At 40.1% G+C, this 23,530-nt stretch carries 21 protein-coding genes; 13 read left to right on the top strand and 8 right to left on the bottom strand.

The annotated features are described in order from the left end of the window. Positions 1–112: 112 nt before the first annotated feature. Entirely contained in the window at positions 113–1,705 is a 1,593-nt protein-coding gene (gene rny / locus AC6UDB_RS04490; protein WP_500709252.1) for a ribonuclease Y, read from the top strand. Positions 1,706–1,748: 43 nt separating this feature from the next. Here the strand turns inward: rny and AC6UDB_RS04485 are convergent, their stop codons facing one another. Further along, entirely contained in the window at positions 1,749–3,293 is a 1,545-nt protein-coding gene (locus tag AC6UDB_RS04485) for a bifunctional metallophosphatase/5'-nucleotidase (RefSeq protein ID WP_500709251.1), read from the bottom strand. 202 nt (positions 3,294–3,495) lie between these two features. On the opposite strand from AC6UDB_RS04485, the gene spx reads away from it, so the two are divergent. Together spx and AC6UDB_RS04475 are read left to right on the top strand one after the other, a co-directional pair. Then, on the top strand, positions 3,496–3,894 hold the full coding sequence (gene spx / locus AC6UDB_RS04480) for a transcriptional regulator Spx (RefSeq protein WP_010022968.1): 399 nt from the start codon (positions 3,496–3,498) through the stop codon (positions 3,892–3,894). 61 nt (positions 3,895–3,955) lie between these two features. Then, complete coding sequence (locus tag AC6UDB_RS04475) at positions 3,956–4,765, top strand: Cof-type HAD-IIB family hydrolase (protein WP_500709250.1); 810 nt, start codon at positions 3,956–3,958, stop codon at positions 4,763–4,765. A 63-nt stretch (positions 4,766–4,828) separates the two neighbouring features. Here the strand turns inward: AC6UDB_RS04475 and AC6UDB_RS04470 are convergent, their stop codons facing one another. After that, entirely contained in the window at positions 4,829–5,788 is a 960-nt protein-coding gene (locus AC6UDB_RS04470) for a nucleoside hydrolase (RefSeq protein ID WP_500709249.1), read from the bottom strand. Between the two features lie 150 nt (positions 5,789–5,938). Here AC6UDB_RS04470 and AC6UDB_RS04465 point away from each other — a divergent pair, with 150 nt between their 5' ends. Together AC6UDB_RS04465 and AC6UDB_RS04460 are read left to right on the top strand one after the other, a co-directional pair. Continuing rightward, complete coding sequence (locus AC6UDB_RS04465; RefSeq protein ID WP_500709248.1) at positions 5,939–6,928, top strand: NAD(P)/FAD-dependent oxidoreductase; 990 nt, start codon at positions 5,939–5,941, stop codon at positions 6,926–6,928. 86 nt (positions 6,929–7,014) lie between these two features. Next, positions 7,015–7,983, top strand: a complete 969-nt coding sequence (locus tag AC6UDB_RS04460) for a type I phosphomannose isomerase catalytic subunit (protein ID WP_500709247.1) — start codon at positions 7,015–7,017, stop codon at positions 7,981–7,983. 40 nt (positions 7,984–8,023) lie between these two features. Here AC6UDB_RS04460 and AC6UDB_RS04455 read toward each other — a convergent pair whose 3' ends face one another. Together AC6UDB_RS04455 and AC6UDB_RS04450 are read right to left on the bottom strand one after the other, a co-directional pair. Continuing rightward, the gene (locus AC6UDB_RS04455) at positions 8,024–8,836 is read right to left on the bottom strand and encodes a hypothetical protein (RefSeq protein WP_500696969.1); all 813 of its coding nucleotides are present in this window, start codon (positions 8,834–8,836) and stop codon (positions 8,024–8,026) included. Positions 8,837–8,940: 104 nt separating this feature from the next. Then, positions 8,941–11,079, bottom strand: a complete 2,139-nt coding sequence (locus AC6UDB_RS04450) for an LTA synthase family protein (protein ID WP_500709246.1) — start codon at positions 11,077–11,079, stop codon at positions 8,941–8,943. Positions 11,080–11,213: 134 nt separating this feature from the next. Between AC6UDB_RS04450 and AC6UDB_RS04445 the strand changes: the two genes are divergently transcribed. The 3 genes from AC6UDB_RS04445 to AC6UDB_RS04435 all read left to right on the top strand — a co-directional run bounded on the left by AC6UDB_RS04445 (position 11,214) and on the right by AC6UDB_RS04435 (position 14,010). After that, complete coding sequence (locus tag AC6UDB_RS04445) at positions 11,214–11,870, top strand: histidine phosphatase family protein (protein ID WP_500695822.1); 657 nt, start codon at positions 11,214–11,216, stop codon at positions 11,868–11,870. 17 nt (positions 11,871–11,887) lie between these two features. Continuing rightward, entirely contained in the window at positions 11,888–12,325 is a 438-nt protein-coding gene (locus AC6UDB_RS04440; protein WP_500694070.1) for a MerR family transcriptional regulator, read from the top strand. Positions 12,326–12,858: 533 nt separating this feature from the next. Beyond that, a complete protein-coding gene (locus AC6UDB_RS04435; protein ID WP_500695821.1) occupies positions 12,859–14,010 on the top strand; it encodes an MFS transporter in 1,152 nt (383 codons plus the stop codon). Between the two features lie 40 nt (positions 14,011–14,050). Here AC6UDB_RS04435 and AC6UDB_RS04430 read toward each other — a convergent pair whose 3' ends face one another. Further along, positions 14,051–16,786, bottom strand: a complete 2,736-nt coding sequence (locus AC6UDB_RS04430; RefSeq protein WP_500709245.1) for an MMPL family transporter — start codon at positions 16,784–16,786, stop codon at positions 14,051–14,053. Between the two features lie 57 nt (positions 16,787–16,843). After that, positions 16,844–17,767, bottom strand: coding sequence for a magnesium transporter CorA family protein (locus AC6UDB_RS04425; protein ID WP_500694066.1), 924 nt, complete (start codon positions 17,765–17,767; stop codon positions 16,844–16,846). A 196-nt stretch (positions 17,768–17,963) separates the two neighbouring features. Between AC6UDB_RS04425 and AC6UDB_RS04420 the strand changes: the two genes are divergently transcribed. The 4 genes from AC6UDB_RS04420 (at position 17,964) to apf (ending at position 20,643) form a co-directional block, all read left to right on the top strand. Further along, the gene (locus tag AC6UDB_RS04420) at positions 17,964–18,602 is read left to right on the top strand and encodes a glycoside hydrolase family 73 protein (RefSeq protein ID WP_500696966.1); all 639 of its coding nucleotides are present in this window, start codon (positions 17,964–17,966) and stop codon (positions 18,600–18,602) included. 29 nt (positions 18,603–18,631) lie between these two features. Beyond that, positions 18,632–19,414 (top strand): TerC family protein, encoded by a 783-nt coding sequence (locus AC6UDB_RS04415; RefSeq protein ID WP_500709244.1) that lies wholly within the window; start codon positions 18,632–18,634, stop codon positions 19,412–19,414. Beyond that, entirely contained in the window at positions 19,389–19,709 is a 321-nt protein-coding gene (gene trxA / locus AC6UDB_RS04410; protein ID WP_500694063.1) for a thioredoxin, read from the top strand. Before AC6UDB_RS04415 ends, trxA begins: the two co-directional genes overlap by 26 nt. A 307-nt stretch (positions 19,710–20,016) precedes the next feature. Continuing rightward, positions 20,017–20,643, top strand: a complete 627-nt coding sequence (gene apf / locus AC6UDB_RS04405; RefSeq protein WP_500709243.1) for an aggregation-promoting factor — start codon at positions 20,017–20,019, stop codon at positions 20,641–20,643. Positions 20,644–20,768: 125 nt separating this feature from the next. On the opposite strand, the gene tyrS is transcribed toward apf, so the two are convergent. Beyond that, entirely contained in the window at positions 20,769–22,022 is a 1,254-nt protein-coding gene (tyrS, locus tag AC6UDB_RS04400; RefSeq protein WP_500709242.1) for a tyrosine--tRNA ligase, read from the bottom strand. 250 nt (positions 22,023–22,272) lie between these two features. Beyond that, positions 22,273–23,067 (bottom strand): tyrosine-protein phosphatase, encoded by a 795-nt coding sequence (locus tag AC6UDB_RS04395; RefSeq protein WP_500699606.1) that lies wholly within the window; start codon positions 23,065–23,067, stop codon positions 22,273–22,275. Positions 23,068–23,216: 149 nt separating this feature from the next. Between AC6UDB_RS04395 and AC6UDB_RS04390 the strand changes: the two genes are divergently transcribed. Next, the gene (locus AC6UDB_RS04390) at positions 23,217–23,468 is read left to right on the top strand and encodes a hypothetical protein (protein ID WP_010022943.1); all 252 of its coding nucleotides are present in this window, start codon (positions 23,217–23,219) and stop codon (positions 23,466–23,468) included. The last annotated feature ends 62 nt before the right edge of the window (positions 23,469–23,530 follow it).

Below are 23,530 nucleotides of genomic sequence, written 5' to 3'. Positions count from 1 at the left end.
CATTATACTTCATGATATCATCAAAAAGCACGAGTGACTTATTTTAAAATAAAGATTTAAATGTTATTATTTAAATAGATTAAAATGAATTGAAAAGAAAGGAAGTGTCAAATTGATAGCTTCCATTGCAATTATTATTGCACTTTTACTTGGAGCAGCATGTGGCTACTACTTACGAAAAAACCACGTCGACAAGGGACTGACAGCCGCCAGGACTGCTGCTAGTAAGATTAAAGATAATAACCAAGTTAAGATTAATGATACTAAAAGAAAACTTGAAGATAAAAGTAAAACAGCAGCTGAAAATTATCGTAAAGAAGAAGAAATTGAACTCGATGCCCAAGTTCAAGAAAACGAGAGCCGCAAACTGCGAATTGATCATAGAGAAAAAAGCTTGGAGACTTCCGTTGCCCGCTTGGACAAGTCAGAGGCCGCTCTGACAATTAAAAGGAACAGTAATCACCTTCTAGTTGAAAACCTCAAAAAGGCTCGTAATGACGTCTTAGAACTTGAGAAGCAAAGAAAACAAATCATCCACGATCGGGGTGAATTAACTGAAGGTCAAGCCAAACAGCTCGTTTTGGCCACTCTTGAAGCTGATTTAAAACGTGACTTTGATACTACCGTTAAGGAAAATAATGACTTAATGGCATTTAATGCTGCCAAACAGGCCCGTAATCTTATGATTGAGGCAGTTCAAGATGGGCCAGTTGATGTTCCTCGTGACCACATTGAGCGCTCAGTGATTATTCCGGATGCTGGAATGCGCGCCAAGATTGCTGGCAAAGATGACCAACGATTACGATTGATTGAGACCCTTACCGGAGTTGATTTAATTTTTGATCCAGAACACCCGGAAACGTTAATCATTAGTACCAGTGATCCGGTTAGAAGAGAGATTGCGCGCAATTCCATTAACGATCTGTTGGCCATTAAGCAGGTTAATAATGGTGTAATTGAAAATGAAATCAATCAAACCCAACAGGAAGTTTTGGATGAATTAAGAAAGACTGGTGAGATGACCGTTAGTCACTTGCACCTTGGTTGGGTTCATCCGGACCTAATGAAGACGGTGGGACGCTTAAAGTTTCGAACGTCGTATGGTCAAAACGTCTTAGAGCATTCCATTGAAGTTGCCGAACTATCAGCTGTGATGGCTGCTGAACTTGGTTTAGATGTTCGGATGGCTAAACGGACTGGATTATTCCATGATATCGGGAAGGCGATTGACAGAGAAGTTTCCGGAACACACGTTGAACTGGGAGTGAAGTTAGCTGAGGCTTATGGTGAAGATCCAATTGTCATAAACTCAATTGCGTCTCATCATGGGGACGTTGAACCAGATAACCCATACGCTATTTTGGTCGCAGTGGCAGACGGAATGTCAGGAGCTCGACCAGGTGCCAGAAGCGAATCGGTCGAAGAGTACATCAATCGATTAAAGGGTTTGGAAAAAATTGCGAATGAACATCCCGGTGTTAAGGATAGTTACGCCATTCAGGCAGGTCGTGAGATTCGAATCATGGTTGATCCAAAGAAGGTTAACGATACGCAAAGTAGTGAGTTAACCAATGAAGTAAAGGACCAAATTGAAAACGAATTGACCTATCCTGGTAAAATTAAGGTTACTACAATTCGACAGTTGCAAGCCGTTCAGTACGTGGGCGGTAAACCGAAAAACAATAAAAAGAAAAAAGCTGGATAAAAAAAGTTCTTCACCATTGGCATTTACGTGGTGAGGAACTTTTTTATTTAATGACTTTGAAGTTTTGTTGGTTGTTAGCGTCAACTACGGGATGATCTTGAAGGTACTTCGCAATCAAATTACTCATGGTAATGGTGTTATAGGAAATAATTTTACTTTCGTCGTACATGGGGTAGTGGCCACCACCAACGGCACGGTACGCGTTTAAGACGATCTTCAAGGGTTGATGGTCCAGAACTGGGCGACCGTGATAGGTTAAGTTAACGATTCTGGAACCAATCGGCCGGGAGACGTCAATAGTGTAATCAATGCCCGCGTACATGTCATAGTTATAGTCCCGGTGTTTCGGATAAGTATATACTGGATTGACGATGATTTTATTATCCTTTAAGGCAAAATAATCAGCAGTTTTTTCAAGGGCAGCTTTTAAGTCCGCTCCAGTAATGTTTAAGACTGCTAACGTGTTTGGATAGACGTAGTTGGTGATGATGTTTCTCATGGTGATTGGATTTTCGAATCCATGGGCTTCGTCGGTAAAGAGCGCGGTTGCCGAAATATCAACTCCCATTGTTTCCATTTGGACCCTTTGAATAAAATTGATAAAGGCCGATCCATGGGTTCGAACTTCGAAGGGATCTTTATATTTGAGATTACCTTTAATCTTTGAGAGTGGTTTTGAGAGCCATTTTTCAACATCTTGGTCGACTGGATCAACGACGTTTTTGGTCGGTTGAAATGGCCTATTTTGAGCCGTTGAGATTAGTTTGGCGTTACTGTTGACCACCGTTTTATCGTTATCATTAATATCAAGGGTAATTTGGCCTACGTAATCACCACGATGTCCGGGTTGAACGTACGGAACGCCAAAGAGATGGTTAGCGAGCTTTCGGTGCTGGTGACCCGTCACTAAAGCGTCAATTCCGGGAACTTCTTTTAAAATTTGATAACTTTCGTTTTCACCAGTGAATTTTTCACTAAGTTTACCTACTTTGTCTCTTTCAAACCCCCCGTGATACAAAATAACCACCACGTCAGCTTTTTGGCGAAGAATTGGGACATATTTTTTGGCCGTTTCTAAGCCAGATTTAAACTTAAGCCCTTTAACGTTGGCCTTATTCTCCCACTGGTTAATGGCCTGAGTGGTAAGACCTAATACTCCCACCTTTAGATCCCCAAAGTCTTTAATGGCATAGGCCGACCCAAAGGCTGGCTCATCTTTTTCGTTTAGGATGTTGGCGCAGATAAACTGGCGCTTGGTGTTTTTGATGGTATTTTTTAAGTAGCTTTGTCCGTAGTTAAATTCGTGATTACCGAGTGATCCAAAGTCATAGTCAATCGTATCGTATGCTTTATTAATCGCCTTAGCACTCGGAAGTTTTAAAACTTCGGCCGTGTAGTAGGCAAGAGGAGACCCCTCTAAAAAATCACCATTATCTAAAATTAAGGTGTGGTCGAAGCCTTCCTGTTCGTGCTTAATTGTGGTTGCTGCCTTTTCTAAACCAAAGGGCATGTTTTCATTTGGTTTAACGTAATTTGTTGGCGCTAAATAACCGTGAATATCGCTCGTACATAGTATTTTGAGTTTCATAGTTTGGCCTCTCCCTCTTATATAGTACAAATTATAATATTTATTAAGGAAAGTGTAAATAAAAGCTAGAAATCAGGCTTTATTTAAGTTTAAAATAACGTTGACGAAGTAATAATATATGATACAATTTAGTTGTTTAATAAGTACATTCGTACTAATTTAAACAAGTCATGTTAAATGTTAGACATGAGGAGGTTATTACATGTTGAATTTATATGTTGCACCAAGCAGCGCATCAAGTCGTAAAGCCCGTGCTTGGTTGAAAGACCATAATATTCCATTTAAGGAACGAAACATCAATTCAAATCCACTTAACGCTGACGAAGTAAAACAAATTCTTCGTTTAACCGAAAATGGCAGTGAGGATATTATTTCAACAAGATCAAATGTTTTTAAGAAACTGCACTTGAACTTAGATGACTTATCTTTAACAGAGTTAGTTGACCTATTAGTAAAGTACCCTGACCTAATCAAGCGTCCGATCATTTTTGATGACAAACGTCTTGAAGTTGGCTACAACGAAGAAGAAATTAGACGGTTCTTACCGCGAGATGTTCGTGAAGCAGAATTGAGACAATTAGAGTCGAAGTTAACTTCTTAAGATATGAAAACGCCCGGTATGGGCGTTTTTTTATGAATAATTTAAATGATGAGGAATTAATATGATTAAAATGATCGCACTCGATCTTGACAACACACTGCTTACAGGTGATAAGAAGATCAGTAAAGTAAACGAAGACGAGTTAAAAAAGTTACACCGACAGGGTATCAAAGTGGTGCTCTGTACTGGACGACCAATCAATGCCATTTGGAAGTACATTAAGCAACTAGACCTTGATGAGCCAGATGATTATACCATCACATTTAATGGTGGGCTCGTGGTTCGAAATGCCGATAAGTATGAATTATTTAAGCGTGGGATGAATCGAGATGCGTTCAAATTACTCTATGAATACGCTCAAAGAAACGGCCTCCCGTTAGATATTCTTGATTTTACCCAGGTCTATCCAATCTCCGATTTAAAATCATCGATTTATCAACAAATGTTGAATGCTGACATGCAGTTTGTACCAACTAAATTTTCTGAGATGCCAGACGAAAGCTACTCTAAGGCGGTTATTGCAGCCGAACCAGACGTTCTTGATAAAGCTGTTAGTGACATGCCCGAAGATGTGAAAAAGCAGTATCACATTGTTCGTTCTCAACCCAAAATCCTAGAATTCTTGGCACCCAGTGTTGATAAAGCTTATGGATTAGGAGCATTGCTTAGTCACTATGGTGATGATTTTTCTAATCTAATGGCATTTGGTGATGCTGAAAACGATGCCGGAATGATTAAGAAGGCCAAGGTTGGAGTTGCGATGGCGAATGCGCAGGAACCAATCAAGAAAATTGCGACGGATGTGACCAAATCGAATGACGATGATGGCGTGGCAGTTTTTTTAAAGCGGTATTTTAAAGCGGATCAATAAATATAAACACAACCAAATAAAAATGAGCTAAACATAATTGTTTAGCTCATTTTTATTTGGTTTTTACATGGTCTCAAACGCATTATTCATATTTTTCATAAATTCTTTTAAGTAGCGTTTGGAGTCAACCGCTACAGCCACCTTAACGTTGGTGTTAGGATCATCTAATCGATTCTTATCACCGATTGTTCTAGCATAGTATGCGTCGGGTTTGGTGGTAACGATCATATTCATATCAATGAATTTTACGAAACTGGGGTCGACCGCTACACCAACGGCGAGTGGGTCGTGTAAGGAACAGCCGCCAAGTTCAGGATACATATCAGCGTAGATGTTGATGTAGAAGTCCACGATGTCAGCCATTTTCTTTCCAGCCATTGTCCCAGATTCACGCCACTTTTGGGTTTCTTGCTTGGTCAAAAGGGTTCGTAATGTAACGTCAAGGCCGACCATGTTGATATGGAGGTTACTGGTAAAAACTTCGTTTGCTGAAATGGCATCTTGGTTGATGTTGGCCTCGGCGACGGGGGTGACATTACCCGGAACGGTTAAAGCACCACCCATTAAAGTCACATTGCCAACCTGCTCCATGGCTTTTGGAGCTTGTTTGATTGCTTGGGCTAAGTTAGTAAGAGGACCAGTTGGCACAATCGTTAGATCGTTACCGTACTTTTTAGCGGATTCAATCATGAAGTCGACCCCGTTTTTACTTTGGACCGCCCCGCTTGGTTCGGGAAGGTCAACGTCGCCAATCCCATTTTCACCGTGAATGTCAGCGCTGACTTGCATTCTGACATAATCTTCGCTTAATGGATGAGTTTCACCAATAAAGACCGGAACGTCTGAAGCACCAAGTAAATCTAAAATTTTAAGGGTATTAACGGCTGCCCGTTCGGCTTCGATGTTGCCAAACGAAGCAATGACCCCGATTAAATCAATCTCAGAATTGCCAACCGCGTAGGTTAGTGCCATTGAGTCATCGATTCCAGTATCAAGGTCCAAAATCATTTTTTTGGTACTCATATAAAGTCCTCCTATATAACTTCAGTTACAGTACAACTTTATAATACTTTAATATGTAGGAAATTGCGATAGATATGAAATTGGTTTTTTTATTTTGTCTTTGCATGGTAAACTTTGGTTAAAGATAAAATTAGATAAAGAGTGATAAAAATGGAAAATATGTACGATATAACAATTATTGGCGGCGGTCCCGTTGGGATGTTTGCGGGGTTTTACGCTGGCCTGCGGGATGCTAAAACGCAGATCATTGAGAGCCTTCCTGAACTTGGGGGCCAGGTCAAAGCGCTTTATCCTGAAAAAACCATTTTGGACGTGGCTGGTTTTGCGGGCGTCACGGGTGACGAGCTGATTTCACGGCTGCAAAAACAACTTGACACCGTTGATGTTGACCAAAAGGTCGAGAGTAAGGTAGTCGATGTGATTAAAAAAGATGACTATTTTGAGATTGAAACCAGTAAGGGGACCACTAAGAGTAAAGCCGTCATCATTGCAACTGGCAACGGTGCCTTTAAGCCGCGTGAACTACGGGCTGAAAATGCCGAAGAGCTCACTGGGAAACGTCTTTTTTACAGTATCAATGATTTAAACCAGTTCAAGGGGCGAGACGTTATGGTTGCTGGTGGTGGCGATTCCGCCGTTGACATGGCTTTAATGCTTGAACGTGTTGCAAGTAAGGTGTTTTTATTGCACCGGCGGGACGAATTTCGTGGTCTTGAGTACATGGTTGACCGATTGAAAGAATCATCAGTTGAAGTGGTTACTCCATACTTAATCAAACGACTGGATGAGATTGATAATCGTTTAAGGGTTACCAGTAAAAAGGTTAAGACTGAAGATGACGAGATGGAAATGATGGTGGATGATCTCGTGGTGAACTACGGGTTTATTTCGAATAATCACCAGTTAAAGGAATGGCAGATCCAACCAGCCCTTGATCATCGCTTACTTGAGGTTGATCAATCTTTTGAGACCAGTGTGCCAGGGATCTTTGCGATTGGGGATCAGATTACTTATCCCGGCAAACAAGACTTGATCGCAACCGGATTTGGTGAGGCTCCCACCGCCATTAACGTTTTAATGAAAGAAATTTATCCCGACCGAAGGGGACCCGTTCACAGTACTTCGCTTCACCGCAAGTAGGTTAAAGAAAGGATAAATGTTGTGAAACCATTAACATGATGCTATCATGAAACTAGTTGAAATTTCTTAACTGGAGGATGATGTTCATGACAAATGAAGTATTTCCCTTATTTTTAAAGCCCGTTTTACAGAATAAGATGTGGGGTGGAACCGAACTAAAGCGGTATCACTATCAGTTAAATAGTAATCACGTTGGAGAGGCGTGGATTGCTTCGACTTATGGTGATGACTTGTCAGTGGTTTATAACGGACCCTACGATGAAAAGACTTTAAAAGAAGTTTGGAAGAAACATCCAGCACTATTTGGTGGGCATCCGGCTAACGCCTCCTTTCCACTATTGGTTAAAATTTTGGATGCCAAGGAAAACTTGTCAATCCAGGTTCATCCAAGTGATGAGAACGCGCAAAAGTACTTTAATGAAAAGAATGGAAAAACTGAGTGCTGGTACATTTTAGACACCAAACCAGATTCAAAGGTATATTACGGTCATTCCGCCAAAAGTAAGGATGAAATTCGGCAGGCCATTAAAAACCACCAGTTAGACCAGATTTTAGAAACGAAAACCGTTCAACCAGGTGAGATGGTTTATGTACCAGCGGGGACGCTTCATTCTTTGGGAGCAGGCATTGTCGCTCTTGAGGTGGAACAAAATTCTGACAACACGCTCCGGTTTTATGATTTCGACCGGGTGGATCAAAAGACGGGGAAGAAACGACCACTCCAGGTAGAAGATGCCATTAAAGTAACCAATACTCCGAACGTTCTACCAGACCCCGAGCAAACCCAACTGGTTGTCGATTCAAATAATCCAGCCCGGACACGTCTATTGAAATCAAAGTACTTTAACGTTTATCAAATTGTGGTTCACGGTCAAGCCGAGATTAAAGACATGCAGACTTATTCAGTGAACGTTGTTATTGATGGAACAGGGACACTAATTGTCGATGGCAAATCGTATTCGCTTGAAAAGGGAAGTACCTATGTCTTGCCAGTTCAAGCCAAAACGTATCAGTTAAAGGGAGACCTCCGAATTATTCAGACAACCGCAAACTAAAATATGACAAAAATACCACTACCTCAATGATAGTGGTATTTTAGTATCCAATGACATCCTCTGCCACCGTTTCTAGCGTCTTGGTTTTGATGTCGGCTACGTTAATCCAATACAGGCAATTTTGGCGTGGATAAAACAAGCCTAACTGCTTAACCATTTCAAAATAAGACTTATTTGCTGAATGGAGCCCCATGATGTAGTACATCAGGATCTGGAGGGTGAATTTATTGGTTGGTTTAGCCTTTGATACCTTGAAATCCCACAGCCCATCCTTGGTCAGGTAGTCACCATCGCCGTTTACGACGGTGTCGGTGTACGCACCGGGAAAATCAAAGTCAATTGTAATGGGACCATCTTCTGATGCTTGCTTCAAGAACTGAACGCCCCGGTTAACCATTTGTTTAATGTGCTCAATGGTAACCTCATTCGCTTGGTACTTGGGACGAGGAACGTAGTAACTAGGTCCCATCCGGTAGGCAATGTCATAATTAACGAGTTGAATGGCGCACTGAATGCTGTCATCATCAAGTCCGGAATTGATTTCACTGGTTAATTGTTTAAAACGGTCCATATTACCATCGTAATGGTGCCCAGTCTTTTCGGCCGCTAGTAGGTCAACGTTATGGGCACCAATTTCAGGAATACTGAATGCTGCCACGACGTCTCCGGTGACTTCAAACCGTGTTAGATAGTCGACGACCAGTCCCATAAAGCTGGGCGTGATGTTTTCACTAGCAATCGGCAGAAATTCGTCTGGCGTAAACTGCTTGATGTGAAGGGATGAGACGGGAATGAAACCACCACGGGGCTGTTTATACTGCTTGGCTCTTTTTGTAACTGTATATTTAGTCATAATTTGTAACCTTCCATCCCTAGATTTACCCGTATTATAGCACAGGTAAAAACTAGTACAGTCATACAAAAGAACCCACATCAACTGATGTGGGTTCTTTATAGTTATTCTTTGTTTGAATCAGGGTTGGTAATTTGAATTCGATTAGAGTTAGTTGAACTATGGTAAAGCTCAGGAGCATCGGTATGGTATAAACTATTCGTACTCTTATCATGTCGTTCTGAGTAGAGACTGGTTGAGGCTTTTCCAAGCTTCTTTTCAATGTTTTCTTCATGGTCCAATCCGTTAGCATAATTGTACTTCTGCGGGTTAACTGGTTTAAATCCCTTAGGATGATAGAAACGAAGTAGGTTTTGTTCATTCAGCGTATCGGATAACGAGAGTTCTAGATTGACTTTATCCTGCGTCTTTTCTAACTTCTCTTTCAACTTTTTATCCGGATGGATTACTTTTTGGGTCTTGTTATCGTAGACCGTTCCATTAACCGAAGTGTACTCAGGAGAAACCCAATCCCGATTTCTGAAGGCCACCACTTGATCATGATGCTTGGAGAAGAGGTCCGTCCCAAATTGGATGTACTTCTTGGAACTGATTCCAAGAAGGTGCATCAAGGTTGGAAGTACGTCAATTTCACCACCATAGGTGTGATCCACGTGACCATTCTTAATGCCCTGCATGTTAATCATGAATGGTACTCGTTGCAATTGGGCGTTATCAAAGTCATTCCAGTCGTTGGGGTCTTTTCCAAGTAGCGGTGCTAAGCTGGTGTTTTCAGAGTTCGATAAGCCATAGTGATCCCCATATAGGACAATCACGGAGTTCTTTAGTAAACCGGCTTTGTCAAGGTACTCATAGAGTTCCTGAACGGATTGGTCGAGATAGTGGGCCGTTACAAAGTAGTTGTTAACGGCTTCATCATTAGTATCAGGGGCCTTGAAATCAGAATCCTTCTGATCCTCAGCGTCTAGTTGATACGGGAAGTGATTGGTAACGGTGATGTATTTAGCATAGAACGGTTGCTGGAGGTGCTGAAGATAGTTGGTTGAATCTTTAAATAAGAGCTTATCCTTCAGTCCGTATCCGGTTGACTTATCACCCGAGGTATCGTAGTAACTGGCGTCAAAGAAGTAGTCATATCCTAGGTTTTTGTAAGTGTTGTTTCGGTTCCAGAAGCTAGCAACGTTTCCGTGAAAGACGGCGGACGTGTATCCCTTTTGACCAAGGATGGCAGGAGCACCCTGGAAGGTGTTGTCACTGCCAAGTTGAGCAAATAAGGATCCCTGTGGGAGACCATAAGTACTAGTCTCAAGCATGTTTTCTGCATCGGACGTCTTACCTTGGCCGACCTGATGGAAGAAGTTATCAAAGGAATAAGTTGATTTACTGTGATACAACTTATTTAAAAATGGAGTGACTTCCTGGCCATTGATCTTTTTATCAATCACGAACTGTTGGAAGCTTTCCAGATGAATGATAATGACATTTTTACCCTTAGCAATGCCATACATTTTCTTGTTAGGAGCGGCGTAGTGTTCTTTTTTGAATTTAAGAACCCCCGTTAAGTCAGACTTATTGGCATTGGCTCGCATGTTGTTGGTTTGTTGGGACTTAATTCCGTCATAGACGGTAAAAGAATCCAACCCCAGGTATTTAACGATGTAAGTGCGGTCAAAGGTTCTGGTCAATAATTGGGGCCGATCCATGTCGGCCAAAGTAATGTTACCAACTAACATGAGGGCTCCAAGTGAGAAAACCGCGAATCCGACTCGGGCCTGTAGTGGTCGTTTGTCAATCTTAATCACTTTAAACAAAAGTAAGAGGATGACGATCACGATGTCAATCCAGTAAAAAACGTCGTGGGGCGAAGTTAGTGCTAATGAGCTTCCACTTAGTCCCTGGTTGACCTTGGAATAACCGGTCATGGTCGACACCGTCATAAAGTCGGTGAATTCACGAAAGTAAATTACGTTTAAGTATAAAAGAACCGTGTTTAGAAAGTCCAGAAATAAAATTGCTGGATAAAAAAGTTTAGCTGGCTTTAAATAAAGTGCCAGCCCTAACATAATAACGGTGGTTGCGATTGGATTAATTAGGAGCAAAAACAGTTGAAAGATACTGTCGACACCCAAATTAAAGTCAGTGAAATATGCGTAAATTGTTTTAGCCCAAAAAAGCACTACTAGTAAGACGAAAAACCCGATTCTAGTATTGCATTTAGACAGAATTTTCTTGATCGTTTTCAAGGTATAAAGTCCCCTTTTTAAGTCCAACCCCTATCTTATCAGATTTATTAAATTTGGGTAGGATTGAGGGAGAATCTTAGAGAAAAGTTAAAGCCCACAAGTGATATACTTAGAGTGTGAATGGAGGAGATACAATGGCAAAATTTACCCTATACGTTGTCCGACACGGACAAACTTATTTCAATATTTTTAACAAATTACAAGGCTGGAGTAATTCACCACTAACCGACAAGGGAATTACTGGTGCCAAAAAGACCGCTAAACGTTTATCTAACATCAAATTTGTTCAAGCTTACTGCAGTGATACTACTCGTGCTGAAGATACCGCCAAGATTATTCTAAACGATAATTTAGTTTCAGATATTAATGAGCCTGTCGTATCTCCCAATTTTCGTGAACAATTTTATGGTTATTTTGAAGGATTAAACATGGATGAAGCGTGGTACGAGGCCGGAGCACCTCATGGAGTACCAACTTTTAAAGACATTGTAAATAAATATGATATCAATACGGCTAAGGACTATATGAAAGAGGCTGATCCTTTCCATATGGCTGAAAATGCAGCTGATTACTGGAAACGACTTGATAAGGGGTTAGATATGATTACTCACGATGCTAAGGTTCAAGATGGCGACAACGTCCTCTTGATTAGTCACGGAAATACCCTGCTTAGTTTAGTAGAACGTTTTTCTGACGGACAGTATGATATGACAAAACGTCCCGAAAATGGCAGTATTACTAAGATGAGTGTTGATGGTAATCAAATCAAGGTCACTGAATACAATAAGTAGTGGAGGCGAGGCGACAAATGCATGAAGCTAATGACAAGATCATCAATTCCTTTAACATGCAGGACTTTATTTTTCGAATTGGTGAAGTTAGTAAGATGACGGGGGTATCACCAAGACAACTCCGATACTGGGAGAAAAAGGGATACGTGAGAAGTACTCGAGTTGAAAAATTAGCGTCACGAGTTTTCAATTTTTCAAATTTTGTACTGATTAAGTTAATGAAAGAATATCTAGATGACGGTTACACCCTGACGTCTGCTTATCAAAAGGCGACGCAGTTTAAATCACGAATTGCTTTTTTGTATTCCTTTTTTAAGCGAGTGGATCATGGTTGTGACGAAGTGAATGGAAAACGAATGGCAGACATGGGATACTTTGATGATGCGCACACGAAGCGTTTGTATGGCTACCTTGATGACGACGGGGAAGTTAAGTACCTCGTAAAAGATAACTAAAATTACTCGAAAAGACACCAAAGCTGATAATTAGTTTTGGCGTTTTTTGACGGAATGACTCATGTACGGTAGCATGTTTATTGGCAGTAGAAAAAGTAGAGTGCTAGGAAGGGTCATTTGATAATGGCATTGCTTGAAAAAGTCATTTTGACAATGCTGGGATTGGTATCAATTTTGATACTAGTTGCTGTTTTGTTAGTATTTTAGAATTTAACCCAGTGGGGAATCGGCAGAGGTGCCGATTCCCTTTTTGTTAGGAGCCTTGTTTTTAGGGACTAAAAGTATATACTTTTGAATAATCATTAATTATGTCGGAGGTGTGAACGATGGAAAGCGAATTTCAAGAAATTGGCAGTAAGTTTTCAGCACGTCATGTAACGGTATTTATTCAAAGACAGACTGTTTCCCAAATAGTTGTGAAATGAAGTTGAATCATAATTTCATTCGATTATTTGGGTGAAACATTCATCCTGAATCAATCATTGAATTTCCTCAACTTCATTAGTAATCGTTAAACTGAAATGAGGGAAATTATGAAAAATATCAGGAAAATGTATACGTACGCATTCTTTTCTAACTTAACCTTTGAATTAGTAATTTGGATGCTTTATTTGAAACATATGGGATGGTCAGTTGGCCAAATTGCATTATTACAACTTGTGATTAACGCAACTCAGGTTATTTGTGAACTACCATCCGGAATCATTGCTGACAAAATTGGCTACAAAACCACTTTGATTTTGGGTCAGATAATGTGTGTATTATACGTGGCAACTTTTTTTGTCGCACGTAACCACTTGCTAGTATTTGGTGGGTTCGTTTTGTTTGGAATTGGACTTTCGCTAATTTCGGGAACCGATGAGGCCATCATTTATGAGGCGGATGAAAAACAACACTACCAGAAATTTTGGGGACGATACAACGCCATCATGATTTGTACGGTTGCTTTCAGTAATATGGTTGGTGGGTATTTGGCAGACATTTCGTGGCCACTGGTCTTTACCGCCTCAATTATGGCCCACGTTCTTTCAATCATGACGGTATTAGTGATCAAACCTCGACCGGTGGTTAATGAGCCCGATGCTCCAAGTGTCTTAAAGCAATTGAGGACTTTCTTGGTCAGTAATAAAAATTACCAGAAGTTAATCCTAGTAGTGGCGATTTCACAGGCTACGGCTTCGATTATGTATCAATACGGGTCGTTGTATCTATCCCACATTACAAGATTTAGCACCGGTAACATTGCGATGATCCTAGCGATTGTTGATATCATTGGAGCTGTTTTTTCGGCAAACGTCTTTAAAGTAGTTGCTAAATATGGCCGAATGAGGGTGATTTCTTTAAGCATGGCAATTGGCTTATTGATGTCACTGCTCTTAGGGATTTCGAATTTCATCGTTGCTTTAATTGCATTTGTAATTTTTAGTTCACTTTTTGAAGTGTGGGATACGACACTAAACGCTGAACTGCAGGATACAGTGGTGAAACGACTCCGAGTTACGTTGATGTCTTTTTGCAATCTAATTACGGCTCTTTTGATGGCGCTTGAGTCATTGTTTATCAGTGCCTTTTCAAAAGTTATTAACATTCAGGTGATTTTTGTATTATTTGGTGTTACGGCAATGTCTGGTTCTTTGGTCATCTTGTTTCTTTACTTTAAATCAATTCGTAAAATGAATTTTTAGGGCATAATAAAAGCCATCAGTTAAACTGATGGCTTTTTGATTATTTATTTTTGGCTCGTCTGTTTTTATAAAGGGGCCAATGATGCAAATCGGAACGAGGTAACGTGATTGCTAGTTTGCCAAGTCCAGTCGTGACAAGTGGCAGGATGACATTAAAAATAATAATCGTGATGATGACGGTCAGCCCGATGAAGTCAAGCGAGTGAAGCAGACTAACGAAAAGGCCGAATGTAATGATAATGGTAGCAAACATCACGTAACTAACTGTTTTTGTAAATGCACTTGTCCCACCGGTCAACCATCCTAGTAAGTCCGGATTTTGTTTTCGGTAGGAAATGGCCAAAAAGGTTAATTCAAATATCCCGATTATGGAAAGGGGAACCAGCATGGAAACGGATGCCTGCCAGTTTAATTGACCGTCACTTGCGGCATAGTACATGATAAGTTGGGTAGCCTTCAGTGCGGAAAAGACACTCATCACGTATGTGACCAACCACCAAAATGGTTGGAGAATGGAACGACTAACGATGATGATGGAGGCGAAAACGATTAAGAAGATCATCATCATTCCAATAATAAAGTCGTGGTCAAAGTTAGTTTGAACGTTGGCGTTTTCAATTGGTTGTCCGGTATAAGCGACCTCAGCGTTTTCCAGGCTGGTGTTTTGTAACTGGTTTCTAACCGTATTTTGCATGTTGTGAACGTTATTTAAGTTCGTGTTGCCGGTGGGCTCATTATTAAATTCTACTTCGAGCTTGGTTACTTTTTGGTTCTCGCTTGCAAAATTATACTTAGTTTGATAAAAATCGGTGTCATTAATCTGTTGCGGTGAGATGTAGAAGGTATTCCCAGCACTTGACTTCTTGACACCATTTAAGTAACCAGTGACGGGCGTTAACTTATCTTTACTTTCCTTTAAAGTTCGGTTAACGGACGCAATTTCACCACGAACTTTAGACGCTTGTTCGTTGTATTGCTGGACCGCTTCTTGCGCTTCCAGTCCAGAATTTTGGGCGTCAGAGATTTGGTTGCTTAACTGGGTCAAGCTTTGACTGGTGGTACTCAACTGATCAGACACTTGTGAGAGATTTTGGCGAAGTTTTTTGGACTTCTGGGCTTGATTAGATGACTGAGCCGTTTCAAGTGGAGTGAATGTGCTGAAATTGTTGGTGTCAGCTTGTTCACTCGTATCGCTAATCCGATCAAGTTGTCTAATCAGTGAATCGACTGATTTAGTTTGATTCTTAATGTTTTTCTGTTGAAGTGTCTTGTTTGCACCCTTAAGGGTTCTTTGTGAGCCCTTAAGGGAATTACTAATGCCATTAAGCGTTGAAGTGGTCTTATTCAATTGATTTCGTAAATAGTATTTATCAATTTCATCCCCACCTGGTTGAGTCACAGAGTACACCTGCGCAACGTTTTTTTGGGACTGAAGCTTCGTTGTAACCTGGTCAATGGCACTAATGGTGTTGTCATTATTAAAGGGTCGGTTATTTTTGATGTAAATAGTGACTGGAGTTGGTTTTCCCTTATTAAAGTGATTTTGAAGGATGTGTCTACCGACTTCAGCCTGATCATTAGCAATTAAATTGTTGTTAGTAAGGTAGGTTACATTAGGACGATAGAATAAAACTAGTGGGACCGTAATCACTAATGCAATTAGTAGTCCTAGGAGAGGTTTTAAAAACGAGACATGGGCAAGTTTACCCCAGAAGCCCTCGTTTGCGAGTTTTAAAGTCTTCTTCTTTGGCCAGAAAAAGGTTGGTCCAAGGAGTTGCATGAACATTGGGGTCACGGTCATCACGGCGAATAGAGTTATTAGTACGACAATTGCGACGCTACCAATGGCCCGAACCGAACTAAACTTGAGCAGGTAAAGTGATCCAAATGCTAATGACGTAATTATTGCGGTTGCCCCAAGTGGATATGTAAGACTTTTAGTGGCTGTTTTACTGGGGTCAACGCTTTCGTTTTTAAGTGCCAATTCAAAACGTCGATACAAAAAGAAACTAGCAAGGGTACCAAATAAAGTTACTACCAAGCCAGTTACTAAAGGAATGTATGGCGAATACGGGAGACTAAGTTGAGTTGACATTAAAGCTGTTGCACTTAATGAAACCAGGTAAGTGATGATCAGGGTGATAAAGGTAAAAACCGGTGCTAATAGTGATCTAAATGCAATGGCAATAAAGACTAAAGAAAGAATGAAAATTGCAATGGTCACAATGTTAGTGACGCTTAAAATCTTCTCATTGTTGTCTTGATTAATTAATTGCGGACCGGTGACGTACGTCTTCAGTCCATTATCAACGTTGAATTGCTTTTGAAGCGTGTTAGCAAAACTTGCGCTTGTGGCATTGCTTTTTGGAACATGAATATTCACAATCTCGGTTGATTGATCGTTGGAGATAAACTTTGAGGCACCATTCGGGCTCGTGTGAGCGGTGGTGATCCGACTAATGCCGTTGTCCCCGTTACTTTTCTGAATCTTACCAACCCGATTGTAAATGTCCTTTTGCTCAGAACTGGTAATTTTACCCTTGTTGGCGTGGTAAACGATGTTCATACTTGTGGTTCCATCTAAGCCTTCGCCCCATTGGTTCTGTAAGTTCTGTGCTTTATACATCTGGGACTTTGAGTTCATTTCCGGGTTGCCAGCCTGCATCACAACCTGACTTAGGTTGGGGAGACTGACAATTGCCATAAAAATGACAACTAGCCAAATAATTAAAGAGAAAATCCTATTTTCGTGTAACGTCCTTATAAAATGTTTCATCGAAGAAAATTCCTTTCATTTTATTTCACTACCCCCTCATGCTCATTTTATATTAAATTAGTTCTTAAAGAAATGGTTTGCGCGTAAAAACAGCAACACAATGATGATAAAAATGATCGTGATGATAATGGTTATAATCCACGCTGATGGTTTATCCATAAATGGAAGTTTTACGTTTTCACCATAGAACCCAAATACGATGTTTGGAACACTTAGAATTAACGAAAAAACGGTTAAAAACTTAATCGTGTTGTTCAAGTCACTATCAAGGAGGTTGGAATAAGCGCTTGCTACTTGCTGGGTCGCGGCGTTCGCCATCTCTGCCATTGAAAGTCCCTGTTGGAGTTCGATACTGATATCTTCAACGGCAGCTTTTTGATCCTCAGTGAGGTCCCTTGTAAAACGCCGCTTGAAGTCATTAATCATATCGTTGTTTGATCCGAGTGACGTTAGGAAATATACTAAGTCGGTCTGTAGATTAAGCAGGTGGTTGATGGCACTTTTATTGGCCTTGCCACGTAAGTTACGTTGAATGTTAGTTCTGACACTGTTGATTTGGTTAATATAATCAAAGTATTGGACGGATAGTTGGTACAACGTTTTATTAATTACGTCAATTGGTTGTAATTCTGCGAGTTGTTTTGAACCGGCTTTTTTTATAATGGAAGAAATGAGTTCGTTAACGAAGTTAGTTTTATCGGCCGTGAACGTAAATAACATGTTGTCATGGGTTATGATTCCAATTGGTTCAGCAGAAACATCCCCGTTAAAACGAGTCGGTTCGGCCACATCAAAAATGAAAAGGAGGACTCCTTCTTCATCGTAATATTCAACCCGAGGTCGTTCGTGACGGTCAAGTGCATAATAGAGCATTTCGTTATTTAAATGGTATTCTGTTTTTAAAATTTCCTTATCAGCTGGACGGCAATCGATGGTTTTAATCCAGTTAATATTTTGGTTGATTTTTTCAATTTTAATCAATGCAAAACTACTCCCGTTACTATATTGTCAGATATCTTCATACTACACTAAATGGCTAAGTTAGTCGATTTTAGTGGGTGTTTCTTCTATTATAATGCGTAATTGGAAATGAGTAAGAAACTTTTTTAAGTAATCATAAATACTCAACAAAAAATGGTTGGCTAAGGTATAATAACCACATAGGGAGATGTTGTCCGTGAAACACAGTAAAAAGAAAAACGTGTGGATTGCAGTTGTGATTGGAGTAGTCGTCGTCTTACTACTTGTGTTCGCTGCATTTAAGATTAGACACATGTTGATTAATCATTCATATCAAGTTCGACAAGAGCAAATGAATAACGCAACCAAGAAACGTGATAAAGAGATCGAAACTCAGCACAAAGAGTTTATTCAAAAAATTGGTGACCCAGCCGTTAAGATTTACGAGAAAAAACAACAGGTTTTACCAAGTATCGTGATCGGACAGGCTATTCTCGAATCGAATTGGGGGCAATCCGAACTCTATAAGAAAGCCAATAATCCGTTTGGAATCAAGGGAACGTACAATGGTCAGTCAATCTCGTACGATACGACCGAGTACGTTAATAACAAGAAAACGACCGAAGTGGGTCAGTTTAGAAAATATCCATCGGTTGCTGATGCCATCGAGGATCATAATGAAACTTTAAATACCAAGTTTTTAAAGAAAACGGGCATTACGAGCTTTAGGCAAGAAGCCAACTTGTTGCAAAAAAATGGCTACGCTACCGATCCCGATTACGCTAATAAGCTGATTGGTGTCATCGTGAACCATCAATTAATGAAATACGACGTTAAAGCAATTAACAATTACTAATTACAACTAACTAATGGAGGAGTCTTTGATTGTTCGACCTACTCGCTAAATTATATGGTCCTTTTTTTGATCTACATAACTGGGAAACCGTCATAACGTCTGGAAATGACTGGTTGATTATTTTCTCATTGGTAGTGATTGAATGTCTTTTATCCGTTGATAATGCAGTTGTCCTTGCGGCCCAGACTCAAGTTCTTCCTACCAAAAAGTGGCAGGAAGAATCTTTGTTTTACGGAATGTGGGGAGCATACATTTTTCGCTTTTTGATCATCGGAGTCGGAGTGTACCTAATTAGGTTCTGGATCATTAAGGTCTTAGGTGCAGCTTATTTGTTTTATCTTGCGTTTAGTTTTTTCTATAATATGTACAAGAATAAGCACAAAAAGAGCCGAACTCATCAGGTCAAACCAAATAAGAAAAACCACACCCGCAAGTACTTTTGGTGGGTGGTAGTTCAGATTGAATTCATGGACATTATCTTTTCAATTGATTCGGTGCTAGCGTCGTTAGCCATTTCACCTAATCCAGTGATCGTCTTAATTGGTGGGATGATTGGAATTTTAGCGATGCGTGGAGTAGCTGAAGTCATAATGATGTTGATGAAAAAGATTCCTGAACTACAGCCGATGGCGTACTTCTTGATCATTATCATTGCGTTGAAACTTTTCTTATCGATTCCAATGATTGACATTGAGATTCCAGCGGGATGGTTTGGAATTTTGGTAATTGTCACACTAGTGGCTACCTTAGTTATCCATGTGATTAACGTGAAGAGGGGGAAAGACTATGGCAGTGGATCTAAACCAGAATAATTTTGACTCAGAAATTACGGGACCAATGACCGTGGTTGACTTCTGGGCACCATGGTGTGGTCCATGTAAAATGATGGATCCGTTGATTTTAGAACTGGAACGTGAGTACAAAGGTCGAATCAAGTTTTTAAGGCTTAATGTCGATGATAATCAGGAGATTGCCAGAAAATACCGGGTCATGAGTATTCCAACACTAGTATTATTTCGTAACGGAAAGGGCGTTGAGAAGGTCACCGGAGTGTATCCTAAGAGTAAATTAGAGCACTATTTTAATCGAAAATTAGCTGAAAAATGATGAAATTAAGTAAAGTCTTATGCTTTTAATAACTTTTTTTATGGCAGAAGGCTTTTTCTTTTGCTAAAAATTGGTGTTGTGAATTGTTGATCAATCCTTGAAAACGGGCATTCTTACGAGTTTTGTTACATTGATGTTACAACGTGACAAAATAATCGGTTTTTTTAACATTGCTGTTTTTGCCATGTAAATAACAGTATTTAGAATGTGAAATTGTTGTTTGAGTATATTTCAGTTTTAAGAAAACGGAAGTAACAAAAATTTATAGGAGTGATTTATCATTTTATTAAAATCTAGAAACGTAAAGGTGCTTTTAGCATCTATTTTCACAGTAGCCGGTGTGTTAATGACTGCAGGCTTCAACGCCAACGCTGCCACTAACACTAATCAAGTTACCGTTAAGAGCGGTGACACAGTCTCAAAAATCGCAAAGCAACACAATACTAGCATCAGCAGCATTGTTAAGGCTAACCACCTTAAGAATGTCAACCTGATTCATGTCGGAGAAAAGTTAACATTACCTACTAACGCAAGCAACATGACTTACCAAAGTAACAATACTCAAACACAACCATCTGCTCAGGTAAGTAGCAATGCACAATACACTGCTGCACCACAGCAAAACGCACAACCTGCTCAAACACAACAACAAGCAACAACTACAACCACTACTCAACCTGCTGCAAGCAGTAACAATAATGCAAACAGTGCCGGTGATAACTCTGGTTTAGCATCAATTGCACAAGTTGAATCTGGTAACTCATACAGTGCTCGAAATGGTCAGTACATTGGTAAATACCAATTGTCTTCATCATATTTAAATGGTGATTACTCTCCAGCTAACCAAGAACGTGTGGCTCGTCAATACGCAGTTTCACGTTATGGTTCAATCGCTGCCGCTGCTCAATTTCGAGCATCACATAACTACTGGTAAGATTTAATTTCAAGTTAACGATTACTCAAACGAAAAACAAGATGCAAAAGGGACGAAGAATAATTCTTCGCCCCTTTTTTGGATCCAAAAAATCCCAGTACCATATTTATGATACCGGGATTTATTTACTTAACCTTAGCTAAGAAGTAACGTTTCTTGCCGCGTCGTATGATGATAAACTTCCCGTCAAATTGAGCTTTGGGGTTAATTTCAGTATTGACGTCGGTAACCTTTGCACCATTGATGGTAATAGCGCCATTATTAACGTCTTCTCTAGCCTGCCGTTTGGATTTATCAACTCCAACTGCAATGATTAAATCGACTACGTTTACGGGATCAGAACTAATCGAAGACGTAGAGACACTGTTAAATGCCTGACTAACTTCCTTTACTGATAGGTCTTGAACGTTGCCTTTAAAAAGAATTTTTGAGATATTTTCGGCCTGCTTAACGGCGTCTTCACCGTGCACAAATTTCGTGACCTCACGTGCTAATGTCTTCTGGGCTTCTCGTTTCCAAGGCTCATCTTTAACTTTTTGGGCCAGTTCATCAATTTGATCCTTAGGCAAAAAGGTGAAGTATTTGAGGTATTTGATAACGTCAGCGTCGTTTTGGTTTAACCAGAACTGGTAAAATTCATACGGTGAGGTCTTTTCTGGATCAAGCCAAACAGCACCACCAGCGGTTTTTCCAAACTTAGTTCCGTCTGATTTAAGCATTAATGGGATGGTTAATCCGTATACCTCGGCGTCTTGACCTTCAACGCGATGAATGAGGTCAATTCCGGCCGTGATGTTTCCCCATTGGTCTCCACCACCAATCTGAAGTTGAACGTCATGGTCACGATAAAGAGTGAGAAAGTCCAATGCTTGTAGGATTTGGTAGGTGAATTCTGTGAAGGAAATGCCCTTTTCCAGGCGACTGGCCACCACTTCTTTTGATAACATGGTGTTGACGTTAAAGAGTTTTCCGTAGTCACGAAGAAAATCAAGCAGTGACACGTTAGACGTCCAGTCGTAGTTATTCACGATGTGAATGTTACTGTCACTGCCAAAGAGGTGCTTCATTTGCTTTGTTAAGGCGTTAACGTTGTGTTTGACCATCTGTTTGGTCTGAAGGGGACGTTCGGTGTTTCTCCCACTTGGATCACCGATGGAACCGGTAGCCCCGCCGATTAGGATGTAAGGGTGAAAACCAGCCCGTGAAAAACGTTCCATGATCATAAACGGAATTAGGTGACCAATGTGCATACTATCACCAGTTGGATCGACCCCACAGTATAGGGCAATCTTTTTCTCGTTGGTTAATTTTTCTAGTCCGTCTTCGTCGGTTGTTTGGTTAATGGCACCTCGCCATTTTAAATCTTCAATGATATTCATTGTTGTTTTCCTCCTGTTGTTGATAAATAAAAAGCGTCCTAGTAGTAATTGACTACTGGGACGCTTGTGCGCGGTACCACCCACGTTCAGATACAAAAGTACCTGCACTTATTTTGATGTGTAATTTTAGGTAGTTCATCTAATATCCTGTGTGGCTTGCACCAACCGCCACTTCTCTTATCACTTAAATATTAGACTACTTTTGATAAACTCATCGTATCATTACCTAGCCGAATTAACAATATGCAAATTATTCAAGGTAAATTTGACGTAACTGATGAATGTCGGCATTGGTCAATCCAATACCTTCATGGAGAAATTGGTTCATTCCGCCGTATAATTGATTGATTTCATCCATTGCGGCATTGAAAAAGTCTAATGAGACACTATAAAGGGATCTTAGACTCTTTAGGGCTGCATCATTATATCCTTCTTCTTTGGCTTGCTCTAATCGAGCATCAATCACTGGTTTTGCCACCTGATTGGTTAACAGGTAATCTTCTTCGATGGTTTTACGATCGACCCCTAGGGCAGAGAGGATCATGGTCGCAGACATTCCGGTTCGGTCTTTTCCAGCTGTACAGTGAAATAGGACGGACTCGTCATCTTGCCTGTTATCGAGTAGAACTTCAAATAATTTTTTAAAAGCCAAACGACAGTGTTTCGTTTTAATCATGCTTTTATAGACGTGTTCCATATGATCATGACCATAATTAGGGTGATTGCACAGGACTTTCTTCATTTCAGCTGGACTTTTCGAATTGTCAGTTGCGTCTTCTTTAAAGATCGGATCAAAAATGTAGTCGACGGCAGAAGTTTCCACTTGATCGGCCAGCATGTCGACTTCAGGTTGACTTCTGAGATCAACGTCAAAGCGAACCCCGTAATGCTCAAGGGTTTTTAGATCATTTTCACTGAGCTCACCTAAGTGTCCCGCACGTAGTAACTTGTGCCACTTAGTGGTTTTACCATCAACAGTTTGGTATCCACCTAACTCACGAAAATTTTCACCAGTTGGAATGGCTAGAACTCTTTTATTTTCCATGTTTTCCATGTAACCCACCTTTCAATGTCAGTGTAATATAATTATATCATGAAGCCCGTGTTCCACATGAATTTTTGAGATATGATTTTACAAATATTAGAAAATAGAATAAGCTTAGCGTATGAAGATTATTAAGGAGAGTATGAATTATGGCAATGACTGAAAGACAAATGATTCAAGAAATCTTAAACACGGTTGACGTTGGTTATGATTTTGAAAACGTTGATGAAGATAACAAGCAGTACACGTTGTTGATTAAACGTCAGGATAATGATGTTCGTGATTTAAACGAGATTAATGCTGAAATCAAGGAATACTTTAAAGATGCTGATTTTTCTTATGACGAACAGGTTGAGCCAAAAGATATTGATGCTGACATTCGGGTTGAAGTTAAGCGTTAATTAATGATGCCATAAAAGAGAAAGTAGATTTTAATCTACTTTCTCTTTTATTTTCAAGTAGT

This window comes from Fructilactobacillus sp. X3R2C1, from assembly GCF_059901235.1.
The sequence above is the reverse complement of the archived record's forward strand: the minus strand, read 5'-3'. Positions and strand labels throughout refer to the sequence as shown.